Source organism: Shewanella sp. GJ50-10, from assembly GCF_055808815.1.
Genome location: NZ_JBVVSS010000001.1, coordinates 3790166 through 3813951, shown reverse-complemented (window position 1 = coordinate 3813951; position 23786 = coordinate 3790166). Strand labels below are relative to the sequence as shown.

Annotated in this window: 19 protein-coding genes and 1 riboswitch; of the genes, 10 read left to right on the top strand and 9 right to left on the bottom strand. The window is 41.0% G+C overall.

What is annotated here, in order from left to right; genetic code table 11:
- Positions 1 to 220: 220 nt before the first annotated feature.
- Positions 221 to 925: a substrate-binding periplasmic protein gene (locus AC0L4E_RS16065; protein WP_473681706.1), complete on the top strand. Its 705-nt coding sequence runs from the start codon at positions 221 to 223 to the stop codon at positions 923 to 925.
- A 123-nt stretch (positions 926 to 1048) separates the two neighbouring features.
- Here AC0L4E_RS16065 and AC0L4E_RS16060 read toward each other — a convergent pair whose 3' ends face one another.
- Both AC0L4E_RS16060 and AC0L4E_RS16055 read right to left on the bottom strand, forming a co-directional pair.
- On the bottom strand, positions 1049 to 2428 hold the full coding sequence (locus AC0L4E_RS16060; protein ID WP_473680105.1) for an alanine/glycine:cation symporter family protein: 1380 nt from the start codon (positions 2426 to 2428) through the stop codon (positions 1049 to 1051).
- Between the two features lie 168 nt (positions 2429 to 2596).
- Positions 2597 to 2725: riboswitch (glycine riboswitch) on the bottom strand.
- 374 nt (positions 2726 to 3099) lie between these two features.
- Positions 3100 to 3477, bottom strand: coding sequence for a DUF805 domain-containing protein (locus AC0L4E_RS16055; protein ID WP_473680103.1), 378 nt, complete (start codon positions 3475 to 3477; stop codon positions 3100 to 3102).
- Between the two features lie 225 nt (positions 3478 to 3702).
- Here AC0L4E_RS16055 and AC0L4E_RS16050 point away from each other — a divergent pair, with 225 nt between their 5' ends.
- On the top strand, positions 3703 to 3972 hold the full coding sequence (locus tag AC0L4E_RS16050) for a DUF6482 family protein (RefSeq protein WP_473680101.1): 270 nt from the start codon (positions 3703 to 3705) through the stop codon (positions 3970 to 3972).
- 114 nt (positions 3973 to 4086) lie between these two features.
- Here the strand turns inward: AC0L4E_RS16050 and AC0L4E_RS16045 are convergent, their stop codons facing one another.
- The 4 genes from AC0L4E_RS16045 to AC0L4E_RS16030 form a co-directional block, all read right to left on the bottom strand.
- A complete protein-coding gene (locus AC0L4E_RS16045; protein WP_473680100.1) occupies positions 4087 to 5289 on the bottom strand; it encodes a GGDEF domain-containing protein in 1203 nt (400 codons plus the stop codon).
- 142 nt (positions 5290 to 5431) lie between these two features.
- Positions 5432 to 5812 (bottom strand): DP-EP family protein, encoded by a 381-nt coding sequence (locus AC0L4E_RS16040; protein WP_473680098.1) that lies wholly within the window; start codon positions 5810 to 5812, stop codon positions 5432 to 5434.
- A 15-nt stretch (positions 5813 to 5827) separates the two neighbouring features.
- Positions 5828 to 8986, bottom strand: a complete 3159-nt coding sequence (locus AC0L4E_RS16035) for an nSTAND1 domain-containing NTPase (protein WP_473680096.1) — start codon at positions 8984 to 8986, stop codon at positions 5828 to 5830.
- Between the two features lie 325 nt (positions 8987 to 9311).
- The gene (locus AC0L4E_RS16030; protein ID WP_473680094.1) at positions 9312 to 10460 is read right to left on the bottom strand and encodes an aminoglycoside phosphotransferase family protein; all 1149 of its coding nucleotides are present in this window, start codon (positions 10458 to 10460) and stop codon (positions 9312 to 9314) included.
- A gap of 449 nt (positions 10461 to 10909) precedes the next feature.
- On the opposite strand from AC0L4E_RS16030, the gene AC0L4E_RS16025 reads away from it, so the two are divergent.
- A complete protein-coding gene (locus tag AC0L4E_RS16025) occupies positions 10910 to 11170 on the top strand; it encodes a DUF5062 family protein (RefSeq protein ID WP_299568956.1) in 261 nt (86 codons plus the stop codon).
- A gap of 88 nt (positions 11171 to 11258) precedes the next feature.
- Here the strand turns inward: AC0L4E_RS16025 and AC0L4E_RS16020 are convergent, their stop codons facing one another.
- Positions 11259 to 13088, bottom strand: coding sequence for a mechanosensitive ion channel family protein (locus tag AC0L4E_RS16020; protein WP_473680092.1), 1830 nt, complete (start codon positions 13086 to 13088; stop codon positions 11259 to 11261).
- A gap of 405 nt (positions 13089 to 13493) precedes the next feature.
- Between AC0L4E_RS16020 and AC0L4E_RS16015 the strand changes: the two genes are divergently transcribed.
- A complete protein-coding gene (locus AC0L4E_RS16015) occupies positions 13494 to 14306 on the top strand; it encodes a hypothetical protein (protein ID WP_473680090.1) in 813 nt (270 codons plus the stop codon).
- A gap of 114 nt (positions 14307 to 14420) precedes the next feature.
- Here AC0L4E_RS16015 and AC0L4E_RS16010 read toward each other — a convergent pair whose 3' ends face one another.
- Together AC0L4E_RS16010 and AC0L4E_RS16005 are read right to left on the bottom strand one after the other, a co-directional pair.
- Positions 14421 to 14951 carry a GNAT family N-acetyltransferase gene (locus AC0L4E_RS16010; protein ID WP_473680088.1) on the bottom strand — a complete coding sequence of 177 codons (531 nt, stop codon included), beginning with the start codon at positions 14949 to 14951 and terminating at the stop codon, positions 14421 to 14423.
- A gap of 75 nt (positions 14952 to 15026) precedes the next feature.
- Positions 15027 to 15473, bottom strand: coding sequence for a cold shock domain-containing protein (locus AC0L4E_RS16005; RefSeq protein WP_473681704.1), 447 nt, complete (start codon positions 15471 to 15473; stop codon positions 15027 to 15029).
- A gap of 152 nt (positions 15474 to 15625) precedes the next feature.
- On the opposite strand from AC0L4E_RS16005, the gene AC0L4E_RS16000 reads away from it, so the two are divergent.
- The 6 genes from AC0L4E_RS16000 (at position 15626) to AC0L4E_RS15975 (ending at position 23753) form a co-directional block, all read left to right on the top strand.
- The gene (locus AC0L4E_RS16000; RefSeq protein WP_473680086.1) at positions 15626 to 16972 is read left to right on the top strand and encodes a M20 metallopeptidase family protein; all 1347 of its coding nucleotides are present in this window, start codon (positions 15626 to 15628) and stop codon (positions 16970 to 16972) included.
- Positions 16973 to 17104: 132 nt separating this feature from the next.
- Positions 17105 to 17596, top strand: coding sequence for a peptidylprolyl isomerase (locus tag AC0L4E_RS15995; protein ID WP_473680084.1), 492 nt, complete (start codon positions 17105 to 17107; stop codon positions 17594 to 17596).
- Positions 17597 to 17660: 64 nt separating this feature from the next.
- Positions 17661 to 18452 carry an EcsC family protein gene (locus AC0L4E_RS15990; RefSeq protein ID WP_473680082.1) on the top strand — a complete coding sequence of 264 codons (792 nt, stop codon included), beginning with the start codon at positions 17661 to 17663 and terminating at the stop codon, positions 18450 to 18452.
- Between the two features lie 208 nt (positions 18453 to 18660).
- Positions 18661 to 20313 (top strand): FG-GAP repeat domain-containing protein, encoded by a 1653-nt coding sequence (locus tag AC0L4E_RS15985; RefSeq protein WP_473680080.1) that lies wholly within the window; start codon positions 18661 to 18663, stop codon positions 20311 to 20313.
- A gap of 314 nt (positions 20314 to 20627) precedes the next feature.
- Positions 20628 to 22286, top strand: a complete 1659-nt coding sequence (gene hcp, locus AC0L4E_RS15980) for a hydroxylamine reductase (protein WP_473680078.1) — start codon at positions 20628 to 20630, stop codon at positions 22284 to 22286.
- 99 nt (positions 22287 to 22385) lie between these two features.
- A complete protein-coding gene (locus AC0L4E_RS15975) occupies positions 22386 to 23753 on the top strand; it encodes a hybrid-cluster NAD(P)-dependent oxidoreductase (protein WP_473680076.1) in 1368 nt (455 codons plus the stop codon).
- The last annotated feature ends 33 nt before the right edge of the window (positions 23754 to 23786 follow it).

Sequence of the window (23786 nt, the reverse complement as noted above, 5' to 3'; positions counted from 1 at the left end):
GATGAATAAAAGGCTAAAATAAAAGAGTGAAATGGATGCATTTGCCATAATAAAGGATGATGTTTTTACGTTACTAGATGAAAAATTACTTAACTATGTTAACAAATTGTTTTACTTTAAATTGTTGATACTACGAAATTTGATGGTAATTTTTTATTGCTTGTACTGTGTGGGGGATAATTATTTGAAAAAAATCATCCAGATTACTGTGACTGCTATTATGTGTTTTTTCTCAATGAATAGTGCTGCGACAATCCTCAAATACAATGTAAATGGTTCTAGCTCATGGGTACCTTATTACATTCCTGAACAAGCAGAAAACTCCGGAATTCTAGGTGAGCTTGTACCGCAAATATTGTCTGTGGCTGAGATTAAAGTCGAAAAACATAACTTTCCCCCTAGGCGCACTAATCAAGCATTAGAAAAGGGTCTATTAGATTTTGATTTTGTCAGCCCAAGCTGGTTTCCCAAAGGTGATATGGGCGAGCTATTCATACAATCTGAGCCAATCCTCAATATTCAAGAAAACATCATTACCTTAGAGCAAAATAAATCCCAATGGGCTGATATTAGTAAGATTGAAGGTGAGTCTATCGGCACAGTGGGAGGATATCTTTATCATGATGATGATATCTTTAAACGGGTTGATTTTGGTTCTGAAAAACAGCTAATTAAAGCCTTACATAAACAGCGTGTCCAAGCGGCAATATCAGGGGATTTACCTGCATTATATTGGGCCAAAAAATTAAACATGCCCATTGCGTTAGCGTCAGTGCATTCAAGAGGAGTGTTAGTGATGCGCCTTCGCAAAGAGCACAGTGAAATGATGCCGCAAATTAATCGTGCTATTGCTCAACTGAAGACTGATGGCACTATTCAAGCGTTAGTGGATAAATACACTAACGCAGAACAATATCAGCAGTAATAAACTGATATTGCTCGACTGGTGTTATCTAAATAATGCCAAAGGTTTATCTATTTAATAGCTTATATATTTAATGGCTTATCTATTTAACGACTTAGCAATTCAGTGATTGAGCAAGTCACACTAGTTGCTTTTTGCTGGAACAGGTTGAGATATTTGGCGCTTTTTCTTTTCAAAATAATGATTGGTTTCAGTCAAGATTACATGTCTTAAACCAATTAACGCAATTAGGTTAGGGATTGCCATTAAGCCATTAACGGTATCCGCCAGCATCCAAATTAAATCTAATTGAATGAAAGCTCCCACTGCAATTAAGCTTAAAAATGTCAGTTGATATACCTTAATCCCTTTGTCACCTAAACGCTTGCTCGTCAGGTAGTTCCAGCAACGTTCGCCGTAATAATGCCAGCCTAAAATAGTAGTAAAGGCAAAACAAACCAACGCAATTGTCACAATATACTGACCGACAATAACCGAGCCACCTGATGCAAATGCCGCGCTGGTCATAGCCGCGCCCGCAGTATCACCATTCCACACACCAGTGATAATCAATACTAAGCCTGTCATGGTGCAAATCAGAATGGTATCGAAAAAGGTACCAGTCATGCTCACTAATCCTTGTTCAACGGGTTCATTGGTTTTAGCTGCTGCGGCGGCAATGGGCGCACTGCCTAAGCCCGATTCATTTGAAAATACCCCGCGAGCAATACCAATTTGAATGGCTTGAGCAACAGTTGCACCTAAAAATCCACCCGCAGCTGAAATTGGCGTAAAGGCTGAATGAATCACTAACTCTAATGCTGGAATAATTTGCTCAGAGAAGCTAAATAGGATCCAAATACAGGCAAGTACATAACCTAAAGCCATCGTTGGAACGAGTTTTTGCGCGACGTTAGCAATGCGTTTAACACCACCTAAAGTGACTGCGGCAACCATAGTCGTGAGCACTAATGCCGTTACCCATGTTGGCACGTTAAAGGCAATGGTCATGGCATCGCTAATGGCGTTCACTTGGGCAAAAGTACCAATGCCAAAAAACGCCACACCAACACCAAATACCGCAAAGATTTTTGCTAACCATTTAAGGCCTAAACCGCGTTCAATGTAATACATTGGCCCGCCTGCAACGTTTCCTTTAGCGTCAGTGGTGCGATACTTTACCGCCAGCATACACTCTGCATATTTAGTGGCCATACCGAAAAAAGCGGCTAACCACATCCAAAATAATGCACCTGGTCCACCAATTTTAATTGCAGTGGCAACACCAACAATATTACCAGTACCGATAGTTGCAGATAGTGCGGTACAAAGCGCGGCAAATGATGATAAGTCACCTTTACCGGTTGCAGGTTTAAATAACAAACTCAGGGCAAATGGCAGCTGAAATACTTGCAGAAGTTTAAGGCGGATAGTGAGATAAAGACCGGTACCAACCAGCAAGCACAGGGTAATAGGGCCCCAAACAATGGCATTGATATCAGCTAAAAGCGCGTGAAAATTCATGGTGTTCCTCGAATATTAAACAACTAAATTAATATGGAGGAGGAAAAGATATGGCTGATCAGTGGTACTGAGGCAAAAGAGGGCACAGGATTTAAGCTTACTGAGTGAGTACAGTTAGGCAAAAGTCAGGCACAGCAAAAACGACAGTGACCATATATGAATACAGTCATCCTCTCCTCTGTCCTTTTGCCTGAGCGTTTCGCGTGACTGATGAATCAGTCGCACTTTCGCCTTCGGCGCTGTAATGACAATCGCTAACGTACCGCTTTTGCTTACAGTCTCTCCAGAGGCTCGTCCAGTAACAGTCCTCACCACTAAGTGGCACCTGAAAGAGTGCTTTATTAACTCACCACTGCTGGTGGCCAATAAAGTTGCCTCGTCGGTGTGGGGTTACTCCCCACTCTCCTGCTACCTTCATCCGAACGGATCTTTTTGAAAATGCGTGTTAGTTAACATCGTTCATTTGTCAAAAAGGCCGAACAGAATGGGGCATATTCAATAATGACTCAAGAGAAGTGGATCACAGTTTTATTGCGGGGGAATTGGTTGAGTTAAATTTAGTCAGTATGTGTAGGAAGGTTAAATATCTCGTGGCTTGATAAGTCAATCAAACCACGAGTGATATGGCGTATCTATTATCTCGAAAATAATATGAGTAAACAGAATTTGAATTAAATCTCGACTTCACTTCCTTTTGGGTTAGGGCCAAAGCGATTGGTTTCTTCTTGGCTGTCAGAGACGAAGAAGTAAAGTAGCACTAGTGCACCAATGAGCGGAATGAATGCGATAAGTATCCACCACCCCGTTCTATCTGTGTCATGGAGACGTCGAACACTGACTCCAAGTGCAGGCAAGAATACCAATAACGAATATATACCACTTAATAATCCGTACCCTGTTTCTGGGTTTAACGTGCCGGTCATGTTATCCACTATCCCTAAGACAATCCCAGCAATTACATTGAATAAAACGAAAAACCAATACTCTTTACGGCGGGCGCGATCTTTAAAGTTAATGTAGTTTTTTAATGCCTTAATATACCAATCCATGACTATTCCTTGTTATTTGATTTATTAATCACCTAATTTATATCATTAATGCGACTCATTTTAGGTATTTATCTACTCATTTTTATCTTTAAAGAATCGATTGGCTGCTTTACTGCGTTAAAGGCTTCAGTTGCCGAATTATCGAAGTTCAATTATTGGAGCTATGAACTGTTTATCGACTTGGTTCGTAGTGCAATATATAACCAATTAATTAGGTGTTTTGTAATGGATAATATGAACACGTCTGGAAATATGGCAACGATCATTGGGGTTGCTGATGCGACCCATTACTTAGTTGGCTTGACTGACTGCAATAACAATTTCGCAGGACTTAATGGTGAAAGAGTTGGTGAGTGTGTGCATTCAATTGTTGAGGCTAAAGAATTGCTTAAAAGCTATGACTACTCAGTGGCCAATTTAGAGTATCAAACAGCGTATGATGAAATGTGTGGTTTGGAGCAGGGCGGAAAGTATCAGCAGGTGATTTCACTGTAATGTATTTATTAAAAGATTCCATGGGCTAAACGGATAAGTTTTGTTTAACCCATGGTTGAAGTAAGCATAGTTAAAGGCTGAAGCTTAACGTCGTTTTACGATTTTTTAGCTCAATTAGCAGCATGCATTAATTCGGTTTCTGCCGTCAGCTTTAGCGCGATAAAGCGCAGTATCAGCGGCGCAAAGTAGAGCATTAGCGGTTCTAAACTGTCCATTAACTTCGCTCGCATGGCCTTGGCTCACGCTGACCGCAACTGAAATATCTAGGCCAATATCCATATAGGTGAGGGCATTAATATTTTTTTGAATCAATTGCGCTGTTTGTTGGACTTCTGAGGTATCACAATTTGGCATCACTAGTGCAAACTCTTCTCCTCCGTACCTTGCAGCAGTGCACTCCTCATTAGGCAGTGATGCTTTAATTGCCGCGGCAATCTTTTGTAGGCAGCGATCACCCATCACATGACCATGGCTGTCATTAAAAGCTTTAAAATGATCGATATCGATAATTAACACACTGATAGGATCACCTTGTTCTAGGCAGGTTTTCCAATGGTGTTTTAAGTCTGCATCAAATACACGACGATTAGATAAGTTAGTTAAGCAGTCAGTGGACGCCCATTTATATAGTTGCTGATATTCAGCGCGATACTTACTTAAATCTCTTATCACTATGGCAAATAAAGGCTCAGACATCGGGAAGTGAGTCACAGACATTTCAACATCAATGGTTTGGCCATTAGACATATTCAGTGTGGTTTCATTTGGGAGATGATTAAGTGGTCTAGGTTCTATTTGTGATTCAAGGATCATCTGTTGATAATGCGACTTTTGCGGCTCGCACAAGTAAGACTGCCAGCGTTGACCAATTAACGAGTTTGTCGAGCTTCTATCGCAGTCGAGTAATAAAGACACCGCATGACGATTCGCCATTTGAATGTTGCCAAACTCATCAACCACAATCATTGCTTCCATCATGTATTCAACCAAAGTTGATAATGAATTGAGTGCATTGCCACCCAATTTGGTTACACCATTTTGTTGTGAAGAGTTTTGGCTAAAGTTCGATGCTAGATTGGTAACAAGCCCCGAAGTGGGTTGTGATGCATCCGCATTTTTTTTAGCGCTTGTATGATGGGCTAAATTATTGGATAAAAATTGAGGTTCAATCGTTAATGGGTTAGTACTCGGAGGCTGCTCATTGACGCCAAATTTGCAATGGTAATTACTACCTAACGTGTCGCCAATGAACATGTCCATTTTCACTTGAGAAATCTGGGTTAACTGATTCTCAGCAGTGGAAGTGAGTTCTAACATAACGAGTATCCTTACTAGAAAGTTAATTTTATATGCAGTGACTGCGTTTTCTAGTTAATACTCTATCGAACTCTGCTAACTATAACCTTTCGCTAACCTTCCGAGTTAAGGTGCTGAAAGTGATGGTTTTTTGTTTAAAGTTTTAGCATTCTTGTACGCTACCCTGTCCTCGATTTATTACTTGTGGGTCTTCGCTTAGGAGTAGTAAAGAGTTATCTGTGTTGGTTAGCACAAATTGAAACTTGGTTGTACCAATCACGTTGTCTAAGTCCATCAATTGGATTATTTTTCCATCACTGCTCGTGGTTACAGCATCAACTATTCCATCAAAAGGGGTTTCAAAGGCGGCGCCTATAAATTTTAATCCTTTATCTGTCAAATCATCTAATAAATAGGTAATGGTGCTTTCCCCTGACACTTCTACTGAACCAGTTTCATTACTGTATGAAAAAGTCGGTACTTCATTTTTATCAATTGTGACGGTTACAGTGATAAAAGTGGCCTTGCCTGTGATATTTAACATGATGACTCCATTCGATTAGTGAACATTTTTAAAGTTTATTCCAGCTTGAACAACAATATCAATTAGCTGGGATTCTGAGGGTAGCTCCCCTAGACATCGCAATGCTTTAAGGTAGGGGATTGTTATTAAAGGGGTTCTGTTTGTGTCAGTTAAAGTTTGTAATCTAGATTTTGTCTCAGTACAGAGAGAAATTTTAGCTATATTTGGGTTAACAGAAGCTGAAGTTGAATAAATGAGTAATTGGCTAGAGGACAGTAATGCTTTATAAGTTACATTTTGAGTATGTTTGATTGATATATCATAGAATAAATTTTCAGCAATTACTGCATACTCATTACTTTTACTATATTGATTGTTATGAAGATAATATCTTGCTGTCGCAAGGTGATATTTAGCCCATAATAATTGTTTTTGGGCCTCGTTTTTCAATGATTCATTTTCAGTTAATGAATAACCTAATGTTGTTATATCAAAGTCTAAAGCGTGTATATTTTGCTCATTAGTGACTTCCAGTAATCTGAACATTGAATTAAATTTTGCTATTTGCCATTGCTCATTTTTCGGGTCTTGTATTAACGCTTTATTAATCGCAGCGAGCCCTAATTGAGTTACTTCAAAGGCATGTTGTTTTTGATTTTGAAAACGCAATAAGTTTGAATGAATGTGGTAACTCGAGAATAATCGGTCTAGTGCATAGGGGGTGAGTTCAATATTTGAATTTATTAATTCCTCTTGTAATTGTTTGTGCAAGTTAATGGCTTTATTCACGTCGCCTTGAGATATAACAGCAGTTGCCAGCCAAGAACGTGTATCTGCAATATCCGCAATAAGTTGGGTACTTTGTGGTTGTTTAATCAACGCTTTTTGTTTTAATGCTAATGATTGTTGAAAGTATTCATTAGCAATATCAAAATTTTGCTGATTTATTGAAATAGAACCCAATGAATTATGCGCATATGACAATTCCATTATTGCTTCATTACTTTCAGGAGCTAAATCATACATAATTTGACTGTAAGCTAAATACTGCTCAAACCAAGCTTTAGCGGCTTGCCAATCACTTTGATCGTAATCTAATTGCCCTAACCAAAACGCATTAGCCCCTAGGGTTTTAAGTAACTCAAAATGTTCAGGTTGTTCAATTAACAATGCGGTGAGTTTTTCTCTTGCAGCTAATAGCGCCTCTTTGGCTTCGGTGGTTTTTCCTCGTGAATAGGCTACTTCACCCATGGCCTCTAGAGTTTGACCATGTTGAAAGCGCGACTCAAAGCTTAAGCTGGTATCGCTTGGGGTTGATGCATCACTGAAGTATTCCAGCGCTTTATTATTAATACCATCAAGTAAATCCATGCGGCCAATACCGCGCATTTTGTCGGCGAAATCGCCCACCATAAAGCCGAGAAGGTTTTCGGCAGCTTGCCTTTTTTGCTGGGCCATTCTTTCAGCTTCAAAGCTTTTCACACTGGCTAGAATAGAGGTAATCGTGAGTAAAAAGAGTAGCGAGACGGTGAAGGTTTTTTGCCAGCGTTTTACTTTTTCGTGTTTGCTCGATGCGGTGATTAACTCTATCTCTTCAGGCTCGAGTTCAAATAGAGGATTATTTTTTAGTGATTGAGCTTCTCGCAGCGGTTTGCCATCAGCCAGCAGATAAGCTTGGTTTTTGTTTTCTTGCAGCCAGCGCGTGGATAAGTGATGAAGCCGGCTTTTAATTCGTAAGCTTTGATTGTGCTCTGCTATCCATGAGGTTGCCCTTGGCCAACGGCGCAGTAGCGCTTCATGGGCAATGCTAAAACACGGCTCACCGTTTTGCAGGTTGGATACAAACAGGCGGCTGTTAATCATGGCCTGTGTCAGGGTTCTTTCTTCTTTGGTGTGCAGTTGTGCCCAGCGAGCAGTGCGGCTGGTGATAGATGACTCGTCTTCTCGCAGAGTTACCAGCAATGAAAGCACATGAGGCAAGCTGGCTTTTTGCTGCTGTGTCAGCTCTGCAATGGCATCCTCGGCGTTTTTACCAATCGCGCCTTCAATTCCCCCTAATTCTTGATAAACGCTAAATAGTAACTGGTTATCTTTGCTGCGTTTTAAGTAAAGCGCTTGCAACATGTACTGCAGCATGGGCAATACATCGGGGTTACTGGCCGCTTCTGCACAGAGGATTTCATCTAAAGGTGTTGCTGTGTCAGGGTCGCTTGTCCAGGTTAAATTAGCGGCAACGGCTGGCAAGCGGATCATTTGCAGTAACTCGCTACGGGTCGGTGGCGATAAGTCAAAATGCGCCCCTTGGCCTTTGCCTGTCATTAAGCTGGGGTAGCCAACCAGTAGTGGGTAAAACTCATTACGACAGGCACTTAGCACAATAATACAGCCAGAATTAGCAAGCTGCTCAAGTATGCCAATGAAGGCTTTACGCTGCTCATGGGAAAATAGCGGCGAAGATAATAACACCTCAAGGCGATCAATAAATAAAGCAAAATGAGTATGTTGCTTGCGATTAGCTTTAATGGCTTGCTTGCATTGACTGACAATGACTTGTGGTTCAGTGATCAGGCGATGGGAGAGCGAGTCGGCACTGTCTCCATCAAATACTGGCAGATCGTTGACTTCCCAATCTAGCATGACCCCTGCAAGTTCAATAAAGAGTTGTGATTTAGCCACATCAGCAAAGTCGAGACTGCCGTATGCCGCTACATGCACTCCGTTATAGCCTGATCCAACGGTGAGGTTAGGGATTATCCCTGCGTTAATTAACGAAGATTTACCGCTGCCACTGGGGCCAAGCAATAAACAAAAGCCACGACCAAATTTGACCTGTTGGCTGATACGTTCAAGTAGTACGCTGATTTGTTTACTGCGGCCAAAAAAGACTTCATAGAAGTTTTCTGAATAGGCCTGAAGGCCTGGGAAAGGTGAGCCAGAATGCCATTGCTGATGGTCGGCAACGGTTTCATGACCTATTGGGAAATTGACATCGGCTAGGGTGCGATAGCCTCGTTTACGAATGGTTTCTATGTAACGTGGTGCAGTTGCTTTGTCTTCCAGTGCTCGGCGTAATTGGTTAATGATTTTGTGGAGTGGGTTATCGCCAATATCTGAGTCAGGCCAGCAATGCTCTACGATATCGTCACTGCTTAGCACCTCACCGCTACGTTGGCATAGCAAGATCAGCACATCCATGGCTTTTGGTTCAAGCTGTTTGTTTTTTTGCCAAGGTTTACGCTATTACTATTGGGATCAACTTGCCATTCACCAAAGAAAAAAACGTCTTTTTGCATTATCACATTCCATTGAAAAACTAACTGACTGCATCATGCACTCGGTACCGACTAACCGCGATTGCGTTTCATTAGCATTTACTTATACCAACTTATGGTTAGATTGTAACCACTTAAAGTGTAAAAGAGACTAAAAAACAAACTAAGTGAGGATTGGCAGCTTGAATCAATTGGTTTTGTTATGTGATGTTGAGTTCTGCAGAGAACTAGCTTGACACTTTTCAGGTTTAAGACATTTTTGAATAATATTCGCCCTTGAGTTGCTCTAATGCTTTGACTGTCAGCGCTTCAGTGTAAGGGTTAATTTTAAAGTGATTGGGACTCCAACCTTTTACGAATCGCTGAAAATCAGCCCATGCGATGGCGTAAAGCGGTCGCCATGCGCTTTCTAATGTGTCGGTGCAGATTTCTGGGTGATGCAGGGCTGCGCTTTGGCGTAACTCGCTAAAGTAATCATCAAGCCATGCGCTAATCTGGGCTTCGGTTTCGGTAAATGCCATCACGCTGCTGAGCAATAACGCCACATCTTTCATGCCACAACCTTTACCTACATATTGAAAATCTACCGCTGCCGCTTGTTGGTGATTTTCGCTAAAGCAAAAGTTAGCGAGCTTGGCATCGCCATGGACTAAGGTTTGAAATGGACTATTACTGAGCGCTGCATCAATTTGCTGGGCAGCGGCTTTTAAGCGTAAATCGGTTAAGGCCGCTAATTCGTCTGGGCGAGTATCAAGATGCCAATAAGTGCCTTGTTGCCAGAGTTTAGTATGTAAGTGGTTACTTACTAAACTGCTATTTTTACTGCAGGGGTCACTGCTCTTATTAGTGCTCTGGTTTATGGTGTCGCTATGCTGCTGTAGAGGTTTTGTAGCAGAATTTTGGAATAAGAATTGCCCATGAAACTGCCCCAGCCATTTAAGGCAGGCTTTAATAGCGACATCATCAGCACAAGAGAGCACTTTGCTAAAGCCAACAGTGCTTAAGTCTTCAAGGATTAATAAGCAGTCATCACCGTTTTGTTCTAGATATAAACACGCTGGCACCCGATTATCATGACTGCATTGGTTGGCGTAATCTTGATACCAATTAAACTCTACTTGATACGAGCTTATTTTGCGTTGGTGAGAAAGTGCTGTGTTCCAACCTTTAGGGTGTGATTGAGCAGTAGTATTATCGTTTGAATCCATCACAGGTAAGCTGATGTGTTTAACAATGACGCTGTCATAGGTTGAACCTGATAAGTGAGCCCTGAATAACTCTCCGTAACCGCTCCAAAGTGATTGGATTAGTTCAACGTGAGTAATGCCAGTGGCACGAGTTTGCCGTTTAATTTGCTCAAGCAGTTGCGGGTTAACTTCAAAGGCATCAATTTTCATTGGAATCAGTTATCTCAATTTCATTTTTAACATGCTGTTGAAGGTACAGCACTGGGTAAATTGTATGGCTAACTTAGGGCCTGTTGCTCTTTTAAGGCTATTTTTGCAGCGAATTGTTGGCCATTTATACAAGGCAGAGACTTTGTGGTGTAGTTATTCTACATAAAAAGTCGATAATGCAGTAAAAATGGCTAACAAACGCTGCCCAAAGGGTTCGACTAAAAGCGTTTTACTCTTTGTTGGATGCATCTTTTTATAAAGGAGTGCTTAGATGACTAGGCATCAATCCATCCGCCTCAATTAAAACGCTTTTATTTCGAACAAAACTTAACCAGCAAAGATCAACAGGCCCTAAATAAGTGAAATAGTTCTCAAGCCTGAAGGAAAAGCCATTGAGTTTTAAATCAATTAGCGTAATTTGAAAACATTGAACCCCGTTGGAGCTCAGAATGAAACCAGGAAAAAATGATACAAAGTTGCTAAAACTGGCCATGGAAATTGGTGAAGCTTATGCAAGAAAAAGAGGTTTTAAGAATTTTGGCGAAGGTATTTCTCCAAAGGATAAAGTGGAATGTATTTATCGTTTACTGGTACAAGACGGCCTGATCCAAGGATTAGCGGAAGATAAAGATGATGGTCCAAACCGTAAACATAAGTTAGTGCTGTGGATTTCAAAACAGTTACCACCTGAGCATGCGTTATTGAATTGATTGCTATCGACAGAATATAAAAAGGCCAAGCATTGCTTGGCCTTTTTAGTTATTCAGTGTGCTCTTTTGGACTTTGCGTAAGCTTAGCTTATGACTTCACTTCTGCTTCTGTCTCCATTACGAGCTCTTCAGGTGATTTAAGCACATCCTTTGGTTTAGTTACGCTGCCAATGGGTGGGTACGATACGCTGTCTTTAAAGGTTTCGCGGGTATCTTCACTGTAATTCGGGAACGGTAGTTCTTCTTCATCAATAAGCTGGCGTATGGTTTGCTGCGCTCTTTGCTGCACTTCCATATCAGGGGGCGTGGCATTTTGCAGCACAACACTTTGGCCGACTGGAGCAATGTGAATATCCAGCTGCTTCATAATATTGAGTAAGTGGAAGTTTAAGTCTTCTGCAATGCCAAAATATTCGTTGATATCACCGGTATCAATATAGGCATTCACGTTAACAACAAACGCATCACGCTCAATGGCCAAAAAGCGAGCTCGCTGGGCGATCTCTAATACTCTTGGGTGCGATAGCAGTAGTTTACGCAGTTCCATTAGTAGCATTTGTAGTTGTTCTTTACTGGTGTCTAGGCTAATACGTAAATCATGTTTATAGCGGCGACGATCGATTACCGAGAAGTTCTCTAATTCTTGAGAGGAAAAGACCGAGTTAGGGATATGCACTACGGTGCGATCGAGTTTACGAATACGAGTTGATCGCAAGCCTATTTCTTCAACGACACCTAAGGTTGTGCCAAAGCGGCAAAAGTCACCGGGTTTAATCGGTCTGGCTGCATATAGGGTTAATGCACCAAAGACGTTTTCTAATGGCTTTTGCGCGGCTAATGCAATGGCCAAACTGCCAACCCCTAAGCCTGTCAGAATCGTCGCCATGTTGTAGCCAGAACTTTCAAACCACATTAATGCAATGATCACCACGATGACCATTTTAAGAATGGCGACCATAGGCCTTAAAAGCGCAACACTGTAGCTTTTGTCTTGATCATGTAACTGCTTAGATTTGTAAGCCGAATACAACTCAACTAAGCCGAGTATTAAAATCGTATTAGCAAGGTAAAGTAAGGTGCTGTTATCAAACCATACACGAGCACGGACAGACAAACCGAGCGCAAGAGCGACGTATTGCAGCATGGATAAGTATAAAAACCAGCGGAAACTGCGACCACAAAAGCGGGTTATACCAGCGATTTTAGCTTCGAAGTGTTTGGCAATGCTCATGGCGGCAATACTAATAAGGCCGGTACCAATCCAACCGAACAGAATACTTAAACTGAAAATCAGCAGTTGCCAATTTTCCATGTGAAAGGCTTTAAATTCAGGTAAGAAGTTTGCAAGGGCTTCAATTTCAGGACTGTAACCGTATTCGTCCCAGAGTTCAGGAATTTTGGCGACGGTGGCGTTAGATATTTTCCAAATTTTTCCGCCTTTACCATCTGGAACATGCTGCATGTAAACTGGTACTGGACCTGTGCTGGTTTCTAATACTCCGAGAAGATCGCGGTAACTTGGCAGTTTATCGTTGATATGACCTGTTGGTTGATCGCTTATTTGCGACAAGTCGATGATGTTTTGTTTGTTCCATAAAATGACCAGTTTACGGAGTAATTCAGGGCCATCTTCAGCGTTAATGCCTTTAGGTAGGTAACGTAAATCAACAAATTCAGCGGCAGCTTGCCAGTCACTTTCTTCTATGGCTTGGCCAATGGCAATTAATGCTGATAGGGGCGTTTCACCATCGCGGGCAAGTAAGAGTCCGCCTTGGGCTTCAGCAATAGCTTCACTGCGCTTTTCTGCTTCGGCGAGTTTTTTAACGTTAATATCATCAGCGGCAATAGCTGCAAAAGACGCACAGTGGAGGGTAATGAGTAATATAAACGAGAATAGCCAACGCCAAGAGTGCTGCATAATGAATTTGTCCCTAAAAGAAGTCCTAAAACACTATCAAATATATGTGTTTTAGCAGCAGACTGCTAGCGCGATTTATCATAAATTTCACAAAGTTAGTTTAAATGGTTTACATCATGGAGTGATTATTTTTCTTGTTATAAAAATCGTATTTGTATTTTTGCTCCGTAATGACGAGTAAACCTTAAACTGAACGCTTATTTATTAGGATTGGTTAGATTATTAATTGCTCCATTAAAGGCATGATGATTGGAAGATAGTGATTAAAAATCATCAAGATGGCTGGTTAAGTTTGTTGAGTGTCCTACACTGTTTTTAATGAAAATATTTTATACAGATGTGTTTGGCTTATTTAAGGCTAACTTATGCGGCTCAATAACACTTATGGATCAACAAGGAGGTTGTATGTTCAGTAAGAGTGTAAATCGTTTAAAGCATGCCAAATCAGCTTATATGTGTGTAGTAGGGGGAGGGATAATCATTACCTCCCTTGTTATGCCTAACCTGGTTACAGCAAAAGATGAAACGAGCCAGTGGAACAATAGTTTTGAACTGTATGCGATGGCGCTCAATATTCGTGGCGATACAACGCTTAACGATCAAAACCTTGAAGTTAATGTCGACCCTGCATTTATTTTAGATACCCTTGAGATGACTGCCATGGTTCGCTTTGAGAGTATCTATGATAACCAATGGGGATATTACCTCGACTATAGTTTTATGAAGCTTAATGGTCAGTCTGGCAACATTCTTGATAACACTAATAATTTGGTGTTAACCGGCGATATTGATATTCGCCAAGGCGTATTAGAGGCGAAAGGATTTAAGCGTTATGACTATGGCGACAGCACCTTAGATTACATGGCTGGGGTTCGATGGTGGGATAATGACATCGATATGCAACTTTACCGCAAGGATAATGATGCCATTTTCAGTGATATTAATTTTGAAGATGATTGGATTGATTTTGTCATTGGTGTGCGCTGGATAAAACCGGTTAATCAAGATTGGTTGTTTTATATTAGTGCTGATGCGGGGATGGGCAGTGATACTGATTTTACTACCGCTATTCAAGCTGGTGGAAGATATCAAATTAACAATTGGTCTGATTTAAATATCGCTTATAAATCCACTTGGGTTGATTACGATAATGAAGACAATTTTGCTTATGATACTGCCTCGCAGGGCTTTTTAATTGGTTGGGCGGCTTATTTTTAAGTTAGTGAGAAAAGTTAGTGAGAAAAGTTATTGAGTAATAATAGGCGTGTGGCTTTATGAGCTACACGTCTATTTTTATTAGATGGGTGAATACGCTTTGCTTCCAATTAACTATTACGCACTTGGCAAAGCATTACCTTTTAATGAAATGGCGTAGCGTAAAAGTGTAAACCCTTCATCCTGATACTCTCTAATAAAACTCATGCCGAGCTTTTCAATAATCTTGATAGAACCCAAATTGAGGTTGACCACTTCGCCATAAACAATGTCTAAATCCATATGCTTTTTAGCATACTCAATGCAGGCAAGGTTTGCTTCTGTGGCATAACCCTTTCCCCAAAAATCTTGATGTAAACGGTAGCCGATATCGACAGCATTTATTCTAGAGTCATTTTTAAAGCCACAAAACCCAATCACTTGGTTAGTGACTTTTAGTTCCACAGCCCAGCGAGCAAAACCGAACTTTTTATATTCCGCTAACCATATCTCTTGGATAATATCTTCAGCATCGTTAATGTTATTGCATGAGCCAGCATCGCCTGTGTAGCGGTTGACCTCTTCTGAATTAAACTCAAGCACAGCTTTTGCATCGCGATGATCAAATTCACGAATAATCAGGCGCTCTGTTTCGGTGATGACTTTCATTATTCTTCCTTGATTAAATTGGCGAGCGTTTTTCTGTTCTAATGATTACAGTTTTAATATTTACATTTCTAAAGGTTACAAGCGGCCAACTTCAGTGCTAGATCCTGCCGCATTACTTATGTCGTAATAAGCCTGATAAGCAAAACGGCCGATTGCGATGACAATTAAAATGATAATAATCCGACTCATGGTGCCTGAAGCCGTGGTTGCCTTGTGCATTTTTATCGGGCCTTTCTTTTTAGCGGTTCTTTGTTGGGATGATTTTTGCTTGTCATTAGCTCGGTTGGTTTTTTCTGACTGAACTTTAATATCCACGCCTACAATATTCGCATTGATAGCTTTTACTTTGCCGTCAGTTTGCTGTTCTACAACATATTCAATTTGATCGCCAGTAATGGGCTTTCTAGCCATATGTTTAAGGGTTGATATATGAATAAACACGTCTTTGCCACCGGCGGAAGGCTCAATAAACCCGAATCCTTTACTGCTGTTCCAGCGAACTAATCGACCTGTTTCCATCATCACTTATATTTTTCCTCTTATTATTTCTTAATGTTGTTAGGTGTTTTAAAACACATTATAAATTTGACTGCCCTATGCTAGGTTATTAACAGAACATAATAAATGGTTTTTATCAGCGGCTTAGATATTTAGCTGTTCACAAGGAAGATAACATGAAATTACCAGCACGCTTTGCTGCTATACCCGCATCATTATCACTAACACTGGCTTTAGCTGCAGCAATAAGCAACACTTCAGTTTATGCTGAAAATTTTGATGCTTCAGTGATGAAGTCTATGCCCAAACTTGAAGCGCTTTATACTCACTTACACCAATTTCCAGAGTTGTCTTATCAAGAGAAAAATACCAGTGCGCGAATGGCAAAAGAATTAACTCAACTAGGTTTCGATGTAACTGACAATTTTGGTGGTTATGGTGTTGTTGGAATTTACAAAAATGGTGCTGGCCCAGTTGTGATGATCCGAGCTGATATCGACGGACTACCGATTATTGAACAAACTGGTAAATCTTACGCCTCAAAAGTCACTACAGTTGATGAACATAACAATACTGTGGGCATTATGCATGGCTGCGGACATGACATTCACATGACCAGCTTTATTGGCGCAGCCGAGCAATTAATTAACCATAAATCAGATTGGAAAGGCACTTTAATGATGGTAGCGCAACCTGCTGAAGAAGTCGGTGGCGGCGCCAAAGCAATGTTGAAACAAGGGCTATTTAGCAAGTTCCCAACCCCTGATAATGTCATCGGCTTACATGTGAGTGCTGGTATTCCTGCGGGTAAAGTGGGCGTAGTCAGTGGTTATGCCTTAGCAAATGTGGATTCGGTGGATATTACCATTAAAGGCAAAGGCGGGCATGGCGCTTATCCTCATCTTACGATCGATCCTGTAGTGATCGCAGCAAGAACCGTTTTGGCACTGCAAACGATCCCAAGTCGTGAAGTGTCCCCCCTTGAGCCTAATGTTGTCACGGTTGGTTCTATTCATGGTGGCTCTAAGCACAATATTATTTCTAATGAAGTGAAGTTACAGCTTACGTTACGTTCATATAATCCTGAGGTAAGGCTACAGCAGATTGAAGCGATTAAACGTATTACCAAAGGGATTGCGATAAGCGCTGGATTACCTGATTCGCTAATGCCAGTCGTGTATGTGCATGAAGATGAAACCATTCCTTCAACTTACAATGAGCCACAATTGGCTGCTAAAGTTCAAGCCAGTATTGAAGCGGAAATAGGAAAAGATAACGTAGTGATTGCGCCGCCAGTGATGGCAGGGGAAGATTTTGGATTATATGGCCGTACAGAGCAAAATGTACCGATTACTTTATTCTGGTTAGGGGCTGTAGAGCCGAAGAAGTACCAAGCAAGTCTTGATTCAGGGGATGCTCTGCCTTCATTACACTCAAGTCAATTTGCGCCTGATTACCCATTAACCATCAGAACAGGGGTAAGATCAATGACCCGCACTGCAATGGACTTATTTAATCAATAGTCATTGTGATTTATTACTATCGATGCGTCACTTTAGACGGACTGAACAGGTATAATGGCGCATTAAATTGGACTGCTGGCTCTGTAATAGCTTAAGCCGTTCATTAAGCATTAAAACTCAGGTATTTAAATTATGATCACTTTTACCACCAATGTTGGCGACATTTGCATTGAACTTGATATGGAAAAAGCGCCAGTCAGTTCAAAGAACTTTTTGCAGTACTGCGAAGAGGGTTTTTATGAGCACACAATTTTCCACCGTGTTATTAAAGGTTTTATGATCCAAGGTGGTGGCTTTACTGCCAAAATGAAAGAAAAGCCGACTCGCGATCCGATCGTTAATGAAGCGAACCGTGGTTTAAGTAATGTATTAGGCACTATTGCGATGGCGAGAACCGATGCACCGCACTCAGCTACTGGGCAGTTTTTTATTAACGTCGGTGACAATACCTTTTTAGATCATACTGCAACGACTAATAATGGTTGGGGTTATGCGGTATTTGGAAAAGTAGTGGCGGGTATTGAAGTGGTAAAAGCAATTGAGAAAGTGAAAACAGCAACGATTGCAGGTCATGACGATGTACCGAAAGATGCCATTGTGATTGAAAAAGTGACTATTTCTTAAGGCCCTAAAGCCAATAAGTGATTAAGAGTTTAATTAACGCGAGCTAAGCCACTAGGGAGTATATGTGAGCCTTTCAGAATCGGATATTTTGCAACTGACCCAAGCTAAGACATTACTTGAAAACCCTGGATTAGCAGCAAAAATAACAGACTTTATTGGTACGCCAATCGAGAAAGGTTTTTCGTTACTGCCTAAAAGTGTCAGTGGCGGAATTGGCAAAGTGACTCAAGCGGCATTGATGAAAGCATCAGATGCCGCTTTATTTACCATGAAAGAAGCGCCTGGTGAGGAGTCATCTGACCGTTGGCATAAGCTTGGCGTAGCGGTAAGTGGCGGAGTTGGTGGATTTTTTGGCTTATCAGCTTTAGCCATTGAATTGCCTATTTCAACCACCATCATGCTACGTTCAATTGCCGATGTTGCTCGAAGTGAAGGTGAGCAACTCAATGACATTGAAACTAAAATGGCGTGTCTTGAAGTCTTTGCTTTAGGTGGTGAATCATCATCGGATGATCAAGCGGAAAAGGGCTACTTTGCCGTTCGCACTGTTTTGGCAAACTCTATTGCTGAAACCGCTGAATACATTGCAGCCAAAGGGTTTAGTAAAGAAGCTGGACCTGTGATGGTTAAGTTTATCACTGTTATAGCTGAACGCTTTGGCGTACAGGTTACTCAAAAAATGGCGGCGCAGGCTGTACCAGCAATTGGCGCTGCTGGTGGCGCGATTATCAACACCTTATTTATCGATCATTTCCAAGACATGGCGAGAGGCCATTTTATTGTTCGCCGCCTTGAACGTTCGTATGGTGAGGAGCAAGTGAGATTAGCTTATGACAGTTTACTGATTGAAGGTTAAAGCCCTTTAGAGACAATTTCAGCATTAACTTCTGTAATAACCAGTAGCATTAACCTCTGTAATAACCAACAGCTTTGAACTCACTCCTTTCTCAAGTCCATAATTAACTCGTAACAATTAAATTGTATGAACTTTCATCGTTCCTCGTTATCTTAATAATTAAGCAAATAATTATATAAATGCAAAATTCTAAGGATATGCTTTCAGGATGAATGTTTTTAATCGAGTGAATTTAAATAAGTTATTACTTGGCTGCAGCAGCTTATTCTTGGTTGCAAACCACAGTGCTATAGCCGCAGAAGTGCAATTTACCCCTCAATTTACCACTTATCATATCGATGCTGATTTTGAGCTGACCCAAGCTGTAGTGAGCGCCAACATATTAGCCAATAGCGGTAATGAACTGATTGCATTAGGTGTTGATGATAATCATCAACGCTGGTTGGCTATTTATGGCTTTAGTGAAAATAAGTTAGTGATGTTAGATAAAGTATTACTAACGAAAGATATTTACAGCTTTGATATTAATGAGCTGGAGTCGAGTAAGCGTAGTGATAGTGCCTCGAGCGGTTCTGACGAATTGCTGCAACAATTATACTTTGTCACTGCCGACTCATTACTACGATACAGCGGAGTCGATACTAAAGACGATACGCTTGTTGAAACACAGCATGAAGGAATGAGCTCAGCTGCAACTCATTCATCTTCTACTAACGCTTCTTTAAAGACGTCATTGGAAAAAGTGGCTGACATAAAGTCGATTGCGGTAACGACTCAAGCAGATTTTATCTCCCGTGGTAATTTTGTTTTCGACATTAATAATGACGATATTGCCGATATTATGATGAGTGACTTTAGAGACACTCAAGTCCTGCTAGGCACTGCAGATGGTGAGTTTATTAAACAATCACTACCGTTACTTCCGATAGTTGAGCTTAAAAACAACGGCGCAGAATACAGCCATGCCAAGCTATACCATAGTGATATGAACTTTGATGGTCGAGACGATATTATTAAGGTCGGTGAGGGTTCGTTAGAGGTTTATCATCAGCAAGACAATGGTCAGTTCTCATCAATTGCGGAGTATATTTCTGTTAGCCAACCGATAAGTGGTGTTGACTGGTGGAACAAGCGTGATGCTTATGGCGAGAATTTAGATCAAAGTGATTTACTCTATCGTAAAGTTGAGCGTATCGGTGATGTAAACGGCGACGGTATTAGCGATCTGGTTGTGCGCTATACCAAGAGTTCAGGTGTGTTAGACAGGGTCAATGACTACGAGATTTACCTTGGCAGCAATGAAAATGGCCAGTTAAGTTTTCCACGCGAGGCAAACACCATCATTAAAGCCGATGGCACCTTAACAGGTTTACGTTTTGAAGATCTTGACAGTGACGATGTGGATGAGGTCATTGTGGCAGGCTTTGATATCGGGCTGACACAAATCGTCAGTGCATTGCTTTCAGGCAGTATTGATCAAGACGTGCATATTTTTAAGATGAATGATGCCAGTGTATTTGCTGACAAAGCCAATGTCAGCAAGGAAGTTGAATTAAGCTTTAGTTTAACCTCTGGCCAAAGTGGTCAGCCAGTGGTTGCCCTAGCCGATATTAATGGTGACGGTTTTAAAGAGCTATTGTTATCCGATGATAATGAAGAGCTGGATATTTATTACGGACAAGCTGGGCAAGTGCCATTTCGAAAACGCGCTGAAGAATGGCCAGTGACGATTCCAGTTGAAGGGGCAATGTTGTCAGCGACTGACATTAATGCTGACGGTAAAGATGACTTATTACTTAAATTTGGCAGGCAAGACCCTGAAAACTTACAACGACGTTTTAGCGTGTTAATCGCCAATTGATAAACAAAAAAGCTAATACCTCTATTAGCATTAGTAAGGCCAGCATTAGTTAAGCCAGCATTGATGCTGGCTTTTTTATTGCCTATTCAAAAAACGACCAATTACCCTAAGTAATGAAAGGTTATTATTTAAGCATATGAATAAGCGTCGATTTATCAAAAAAACTTAATATATTAGATATTGCTGAAGGTGATCAACCTCAAATAAATAGATAAAGATCGTAAAAATCGGTTTTGATTTTGAATGATGAGCGTAAACTAATCTTAAACATGTAAATTAAATGCATGATTAAAGTCATCATCAGGAGAAAGGCAATGTTCTGTATTCAATGTGAGCAAACAGTTCGAACCCCAGCAGGCAATGGTTGTAGTTATTCACAAGGTATGTGCGGCAAGCTAGCATCAACGTCGGACCTTCAAGATCTGCTTATCTATATGCTACAAGGCGTATCGGCATATGCTGTAAAAGCGCGTGAATTTAATATTATCAATGCTGAAATTGATACCTTTGTTCCTAAAGCATTCTTTGCCACGTTAACTAACGTGAACTTTGATGATGAACGTTTAATGGATTACGCCTATCAGGCGCAAGACTACCGTAACGAATTAAAAGCGGCTTACGAGCAAGCGTGTGCCGACAAAGGCGTAGAGCCTGAAGCTGTTATTGCACAAGGTTCACTAAACCTTGCTGCTTCAAAACCTGAAATGTTAGATCAAGCACCATTAGCACTACCTAACCGTGGTGATGTGCATGAAGATATTCTTGGTCTTCGTTTACTTTGTTTATACGGCCTTAAAGGCGCAGCAGCTTATATGGAGCATGCGCGCGTATTAGAGCAAACAGATGCTGACGTTGCTGGTGAGTTCCACCAAATCATGTCATTCCTTGGTGAAGATTCAGTTGATGGCGACAAATTATTTGGCACCGCAATGGAAATTGGTCAACTTAACTATCGCGTTATGGCGATGCTTGATGAAGGTGAAACCAGTGCATTCGGTCATCCAGAACCGACTGAAGTCAATACTAAGTCTGTTAAAGGTAAAGCGATTTTAGTGTCTGGTCATGACATGAAAGATCTTGAGCTTATCTTGCAACAAACTGAAGGCAAGGGCATTAACGTGTTTACTCACGGCGAAATGTTACCTGCTTTAGCTTATCCAGAATTTAAAAAATATCCGCATCTTGTGGGCAACTACGGTAGTGCATGGCAAAACCAGCAGCGTGAATTCGGTACTTTCCCAGGCGCTGTTGTGATGACATCTAACTGTATTATCGACCCTAACGTGGGCGAGTATTCAGACCGAATTTTCACTCGTAGCATCGTTGGTTGGCCTGGTGTGACGCACGTTGAAGGTGAAGACTTCAGCGAAGTGATTGATAAAGCATTAGAGCTTGAAGGATTCACTTATGATGAAATCCCTCACAAGATCACTATTGGTTTTGCTCGTAATGCTCTAATGGAAGCTGCACCTACAGTGGTTGAAAATGTGAAAAATGGTTCAATTAAGCATTTCTTCTTAATCGGTGGTTGTGACGGTGACAAATCGGAGCGTAGTTACTTTACAGACCTTGCTAAATCAGTGCCTGACGACACCATTATCCTGACGCTTGGTTGTGGTAAGTACAAATTCAACAAACTTGAGTTTGGCGACATTAATGGGATTCCACGCTTGTTAGATGTGGGTCAGTGTAACGATGCTTACTCTGCTATTCAGTTAGCATTAGCACTGAAAGATATCTTTGAGTGTGACATCAACGAACTACCATTAAGCCTTGTTTTATCTTGGTTTGAGCAAAAAGCGATTGTGGTATTACTGACGTTACTATCACTTGGTGTTAAAAACATCCGCACAGGTCCTACACCGCCTGCTTTCTTAACGGAAAACTTGGCAAAAGTGTTAGAGGATCAATTTGGTTTACGTAACACCACTGATGTTGCATCAGATCTTCAAGCGATGATTAAGGCCGCTTAATCTGCTGTATACGGTGATATAGGCTATCAGCTTATATCACCGATTATTTCTTAGTTTACATCTTCAGTTATTTATCATTGACCCAGTGAAAGGTGCCCTATGAGCTCATCAGGATTTTCATTTTCAGCAGCGCTCTCCTCAGTACAATCAGCTTCTGCTCAATCTGCTTCTAAAGATGAAAAGGCAGAGACGATAGCGAAAACTCTAGATAAGCCCATAGGTAAACCTAAAGCGGTAGCTAAACCAGCGAAACCTAGTATGGGATTTTCAATGTCAGGGGCTTTGGCAAGTGCAGCTAAAAAATCTGAAAAACCGGAAATAACCACTGAAGTAAAAACTGATGTAAAAGCAGCAACCAAGCTTATTTCAAATGGTGAAGACCAAGCATTATTAAGTGCAGATGATTGGCAGCGTGGAGATATCAAGCTTCGCTGTGTTGAGAAATGGCATGAAACCCATGATGTGATTAGTTTTCGCTTTCAAGGCTTAACGCCTGTTAAATTCAATTACAAGCCGGGCCAATTCATTACTTTTAAATTAGAAATTGATGGTGAATTAGTCTATCGCAGTTACACCATGTCATCTTCACCTTCTAGACCTTTCTCAATCGTGGTGACGGTGAAACGTATTGTAGGCGGCAAAGTATCTAACTTTGTAGCAGACAAGGTGAATGAAGGCGATGTAGTCACGGTAATGGGCCCAGATGGCGCATTTAATCTTGTGGATATTACTGCAGATAAGTACTTATTTTTAAGTGCTGGCAGTGGTATTACCCCTATGTATTCTATGTCTCGTTGGTTATTGGATGCCAGAGTCGGCAGTGATATCGGCTTTGTGCACAGTGCGCGCAGTAATGACGATATTATTTTTGCTGATGGATTAAGTTCAATGGCGCATCGTAGCGCTAAGTTTAATTTAAATTACTTATTGGAGTCGGCGCCTGAGCTTGAACAAGGTGTTAACCATACAAGCTGCGATAGCAGAATGTTGGGTCGTTTCGATATTGAAAAGCTTGGCTTGTTAATCCCTGATTTTAAGCAAAGAACCATTTTTGTATGTGGGCCTGAACCTTATATGGCTGCAGTTAAATCTTTGCTTGAAACAAGCGGTTTTAACATGGAAAATTTCCATCAAGAAAGCTTTGGCGGCGCTGCGAAACCTAGCGCGGTTATGAGTGATGCAAGTAGTGATACGAGTGGTGGAGAAAGCGCTCAGTTTATGCTTAAAATCGCTGATAAAAACATCCCATTATCGGCTGAGCAAACCTTATTAGATGGTATTGAGTCTGAAGGATTACCCATTATTGCGGCATGTCGAAGCGGTGTATGTGGTGCATGTAAGTGCCAAGTGACTTCGGGAACGACCGAGTCTACAAGTACGATGACATTGACTGAAGATGAAATCGCCGCGGGTTATGTACTTGCTTGCTCAACTAAAATCACTTCAGACGTGACGTTAAAAATGTAGTGTTTAATACGTAACTTGTTGATAAGCAGATAA

Coding starts and splice junctions, on each gene's coding strand:
- AC0L4E_RS16065 (WP_473681706.1), top strand. CDS start 221: ATGTGTTTTTTCTCAATGAATAGTGCTGCGACAATCCTCAAATACAAT.
- AC0L4E_RS16060 (WP_473680105.1), bottom strand. CDS start 2,428: ATGAATTTTCACGCGCTTTTAGCTGATATCAATGCCATTGTTTGGGGC.
- AC0L4E_RS16055 (WP_473680103.1), bottom strand. CDS start 3,477: ATGGATTGGTATATTAAGGCATTAAAAAACTACATTAACTTTAAAGAT.
- AC0L4E_RS16050 (WP_473680101.1), top strand. CDS start 3,703: ATGGATAATATGAACACGTCTGGAAATATGGCAACGATCATTGGGGTT.
- AC0L4E_RS16045 (WP_473680100.1), bottom strand. CDS start 5,289: ATGTTAGAACTCACTTCCACTGCTGAGAATCAGTTAACCCAGATTTCT.
- AC0L4E_RS16040 (WP_473680098.1), bottom strand. CDS start 5,812: ATGTTAAATATCACAGGCAAGGCCACTTTTATCACTGTAACCGTCACA.
- AC0L4E_RS16035 (WP_473680096.1), bottom strand. CDS start 8,986: ATGGATGTGCTGATCTTGCTATGCCAACGTAGCGGTGAGGTGCTAAGC.
- AC0L4E_RS16030 (WP_473680094.1), bottom strand. CDS start 10,460: ATGAAAATTGATGCCTTTGAAGTTAACCCGCAACTGCTTGAGCAAATT.
- AC0L4E_RS16025 (WP_299568956.1), top strand. CDS start 10,910: ATGAAACCAGGAAAAAATGATACAAAGTTGCTAAAACTGGCCATGGAA.
- AC0L4E_RS16020 (WP_473680092.1), bottom strand. CDS start 13,088: ATGCAGCACTCTTGGCGTTGGCTATTCTCGTTTATATTACTCATTACC.
- AC0L4E_RS16015 (WP_473680090.1), top strand. CDS start 13,494: ATGTTCAGTAAGAGTGTAAATCGTTTAAAGCATGCCAAATCAGCTTAT.
- AC0L4E_RS16010 (WP_473680088.1), bottom strand. CDS start 14,951: ATGAAAGTCATCACCGAAACAGAGCGCCTGATTATTCGTGAATTTGAT.
- AC0L4E_RS16005 (WP_473681704.1), bottom strand. CDS start 15,473: ATGATGGAAACAGGTCGATTAGTTCGCTGGAACAGCAGTAAAGGATTC.
- AC0L4E_RS16000 (WP_473680086.1), top strand. CDS start 15,626: ATGAAATTACCAGCACGCTTTGCTGCTATACCCGCATCATTATCACTA.
- AC0L4E_RS15995 (WP_473680084.1), top strand. CDS start 17,105: ATGATCACTTTTACCACCAATGTTGGCGACATTTGCATTGAACTTGAT.
- AC0L4E_RS15985 (WP_473680080.1), top strand. CDS start 18,661: ATGAATGTTTTTAATCGAGTGAATTTAAATAAGTTATTACTTGGCTGC.
- hcp (WP_473680078.1), top strand. CDS start 20,628: ATGTTCTGTATTCAATGTGAGCAAACAGTTCGAACCCCAGCAGGCAAT.
- AC0L4E_RS15975 (WP_473680076.1), top strand. CDS start 22,386: ATGAGCTCATCAGGATTTTCATTTTCAGCAGCGCTCTCCTCAGTACAA.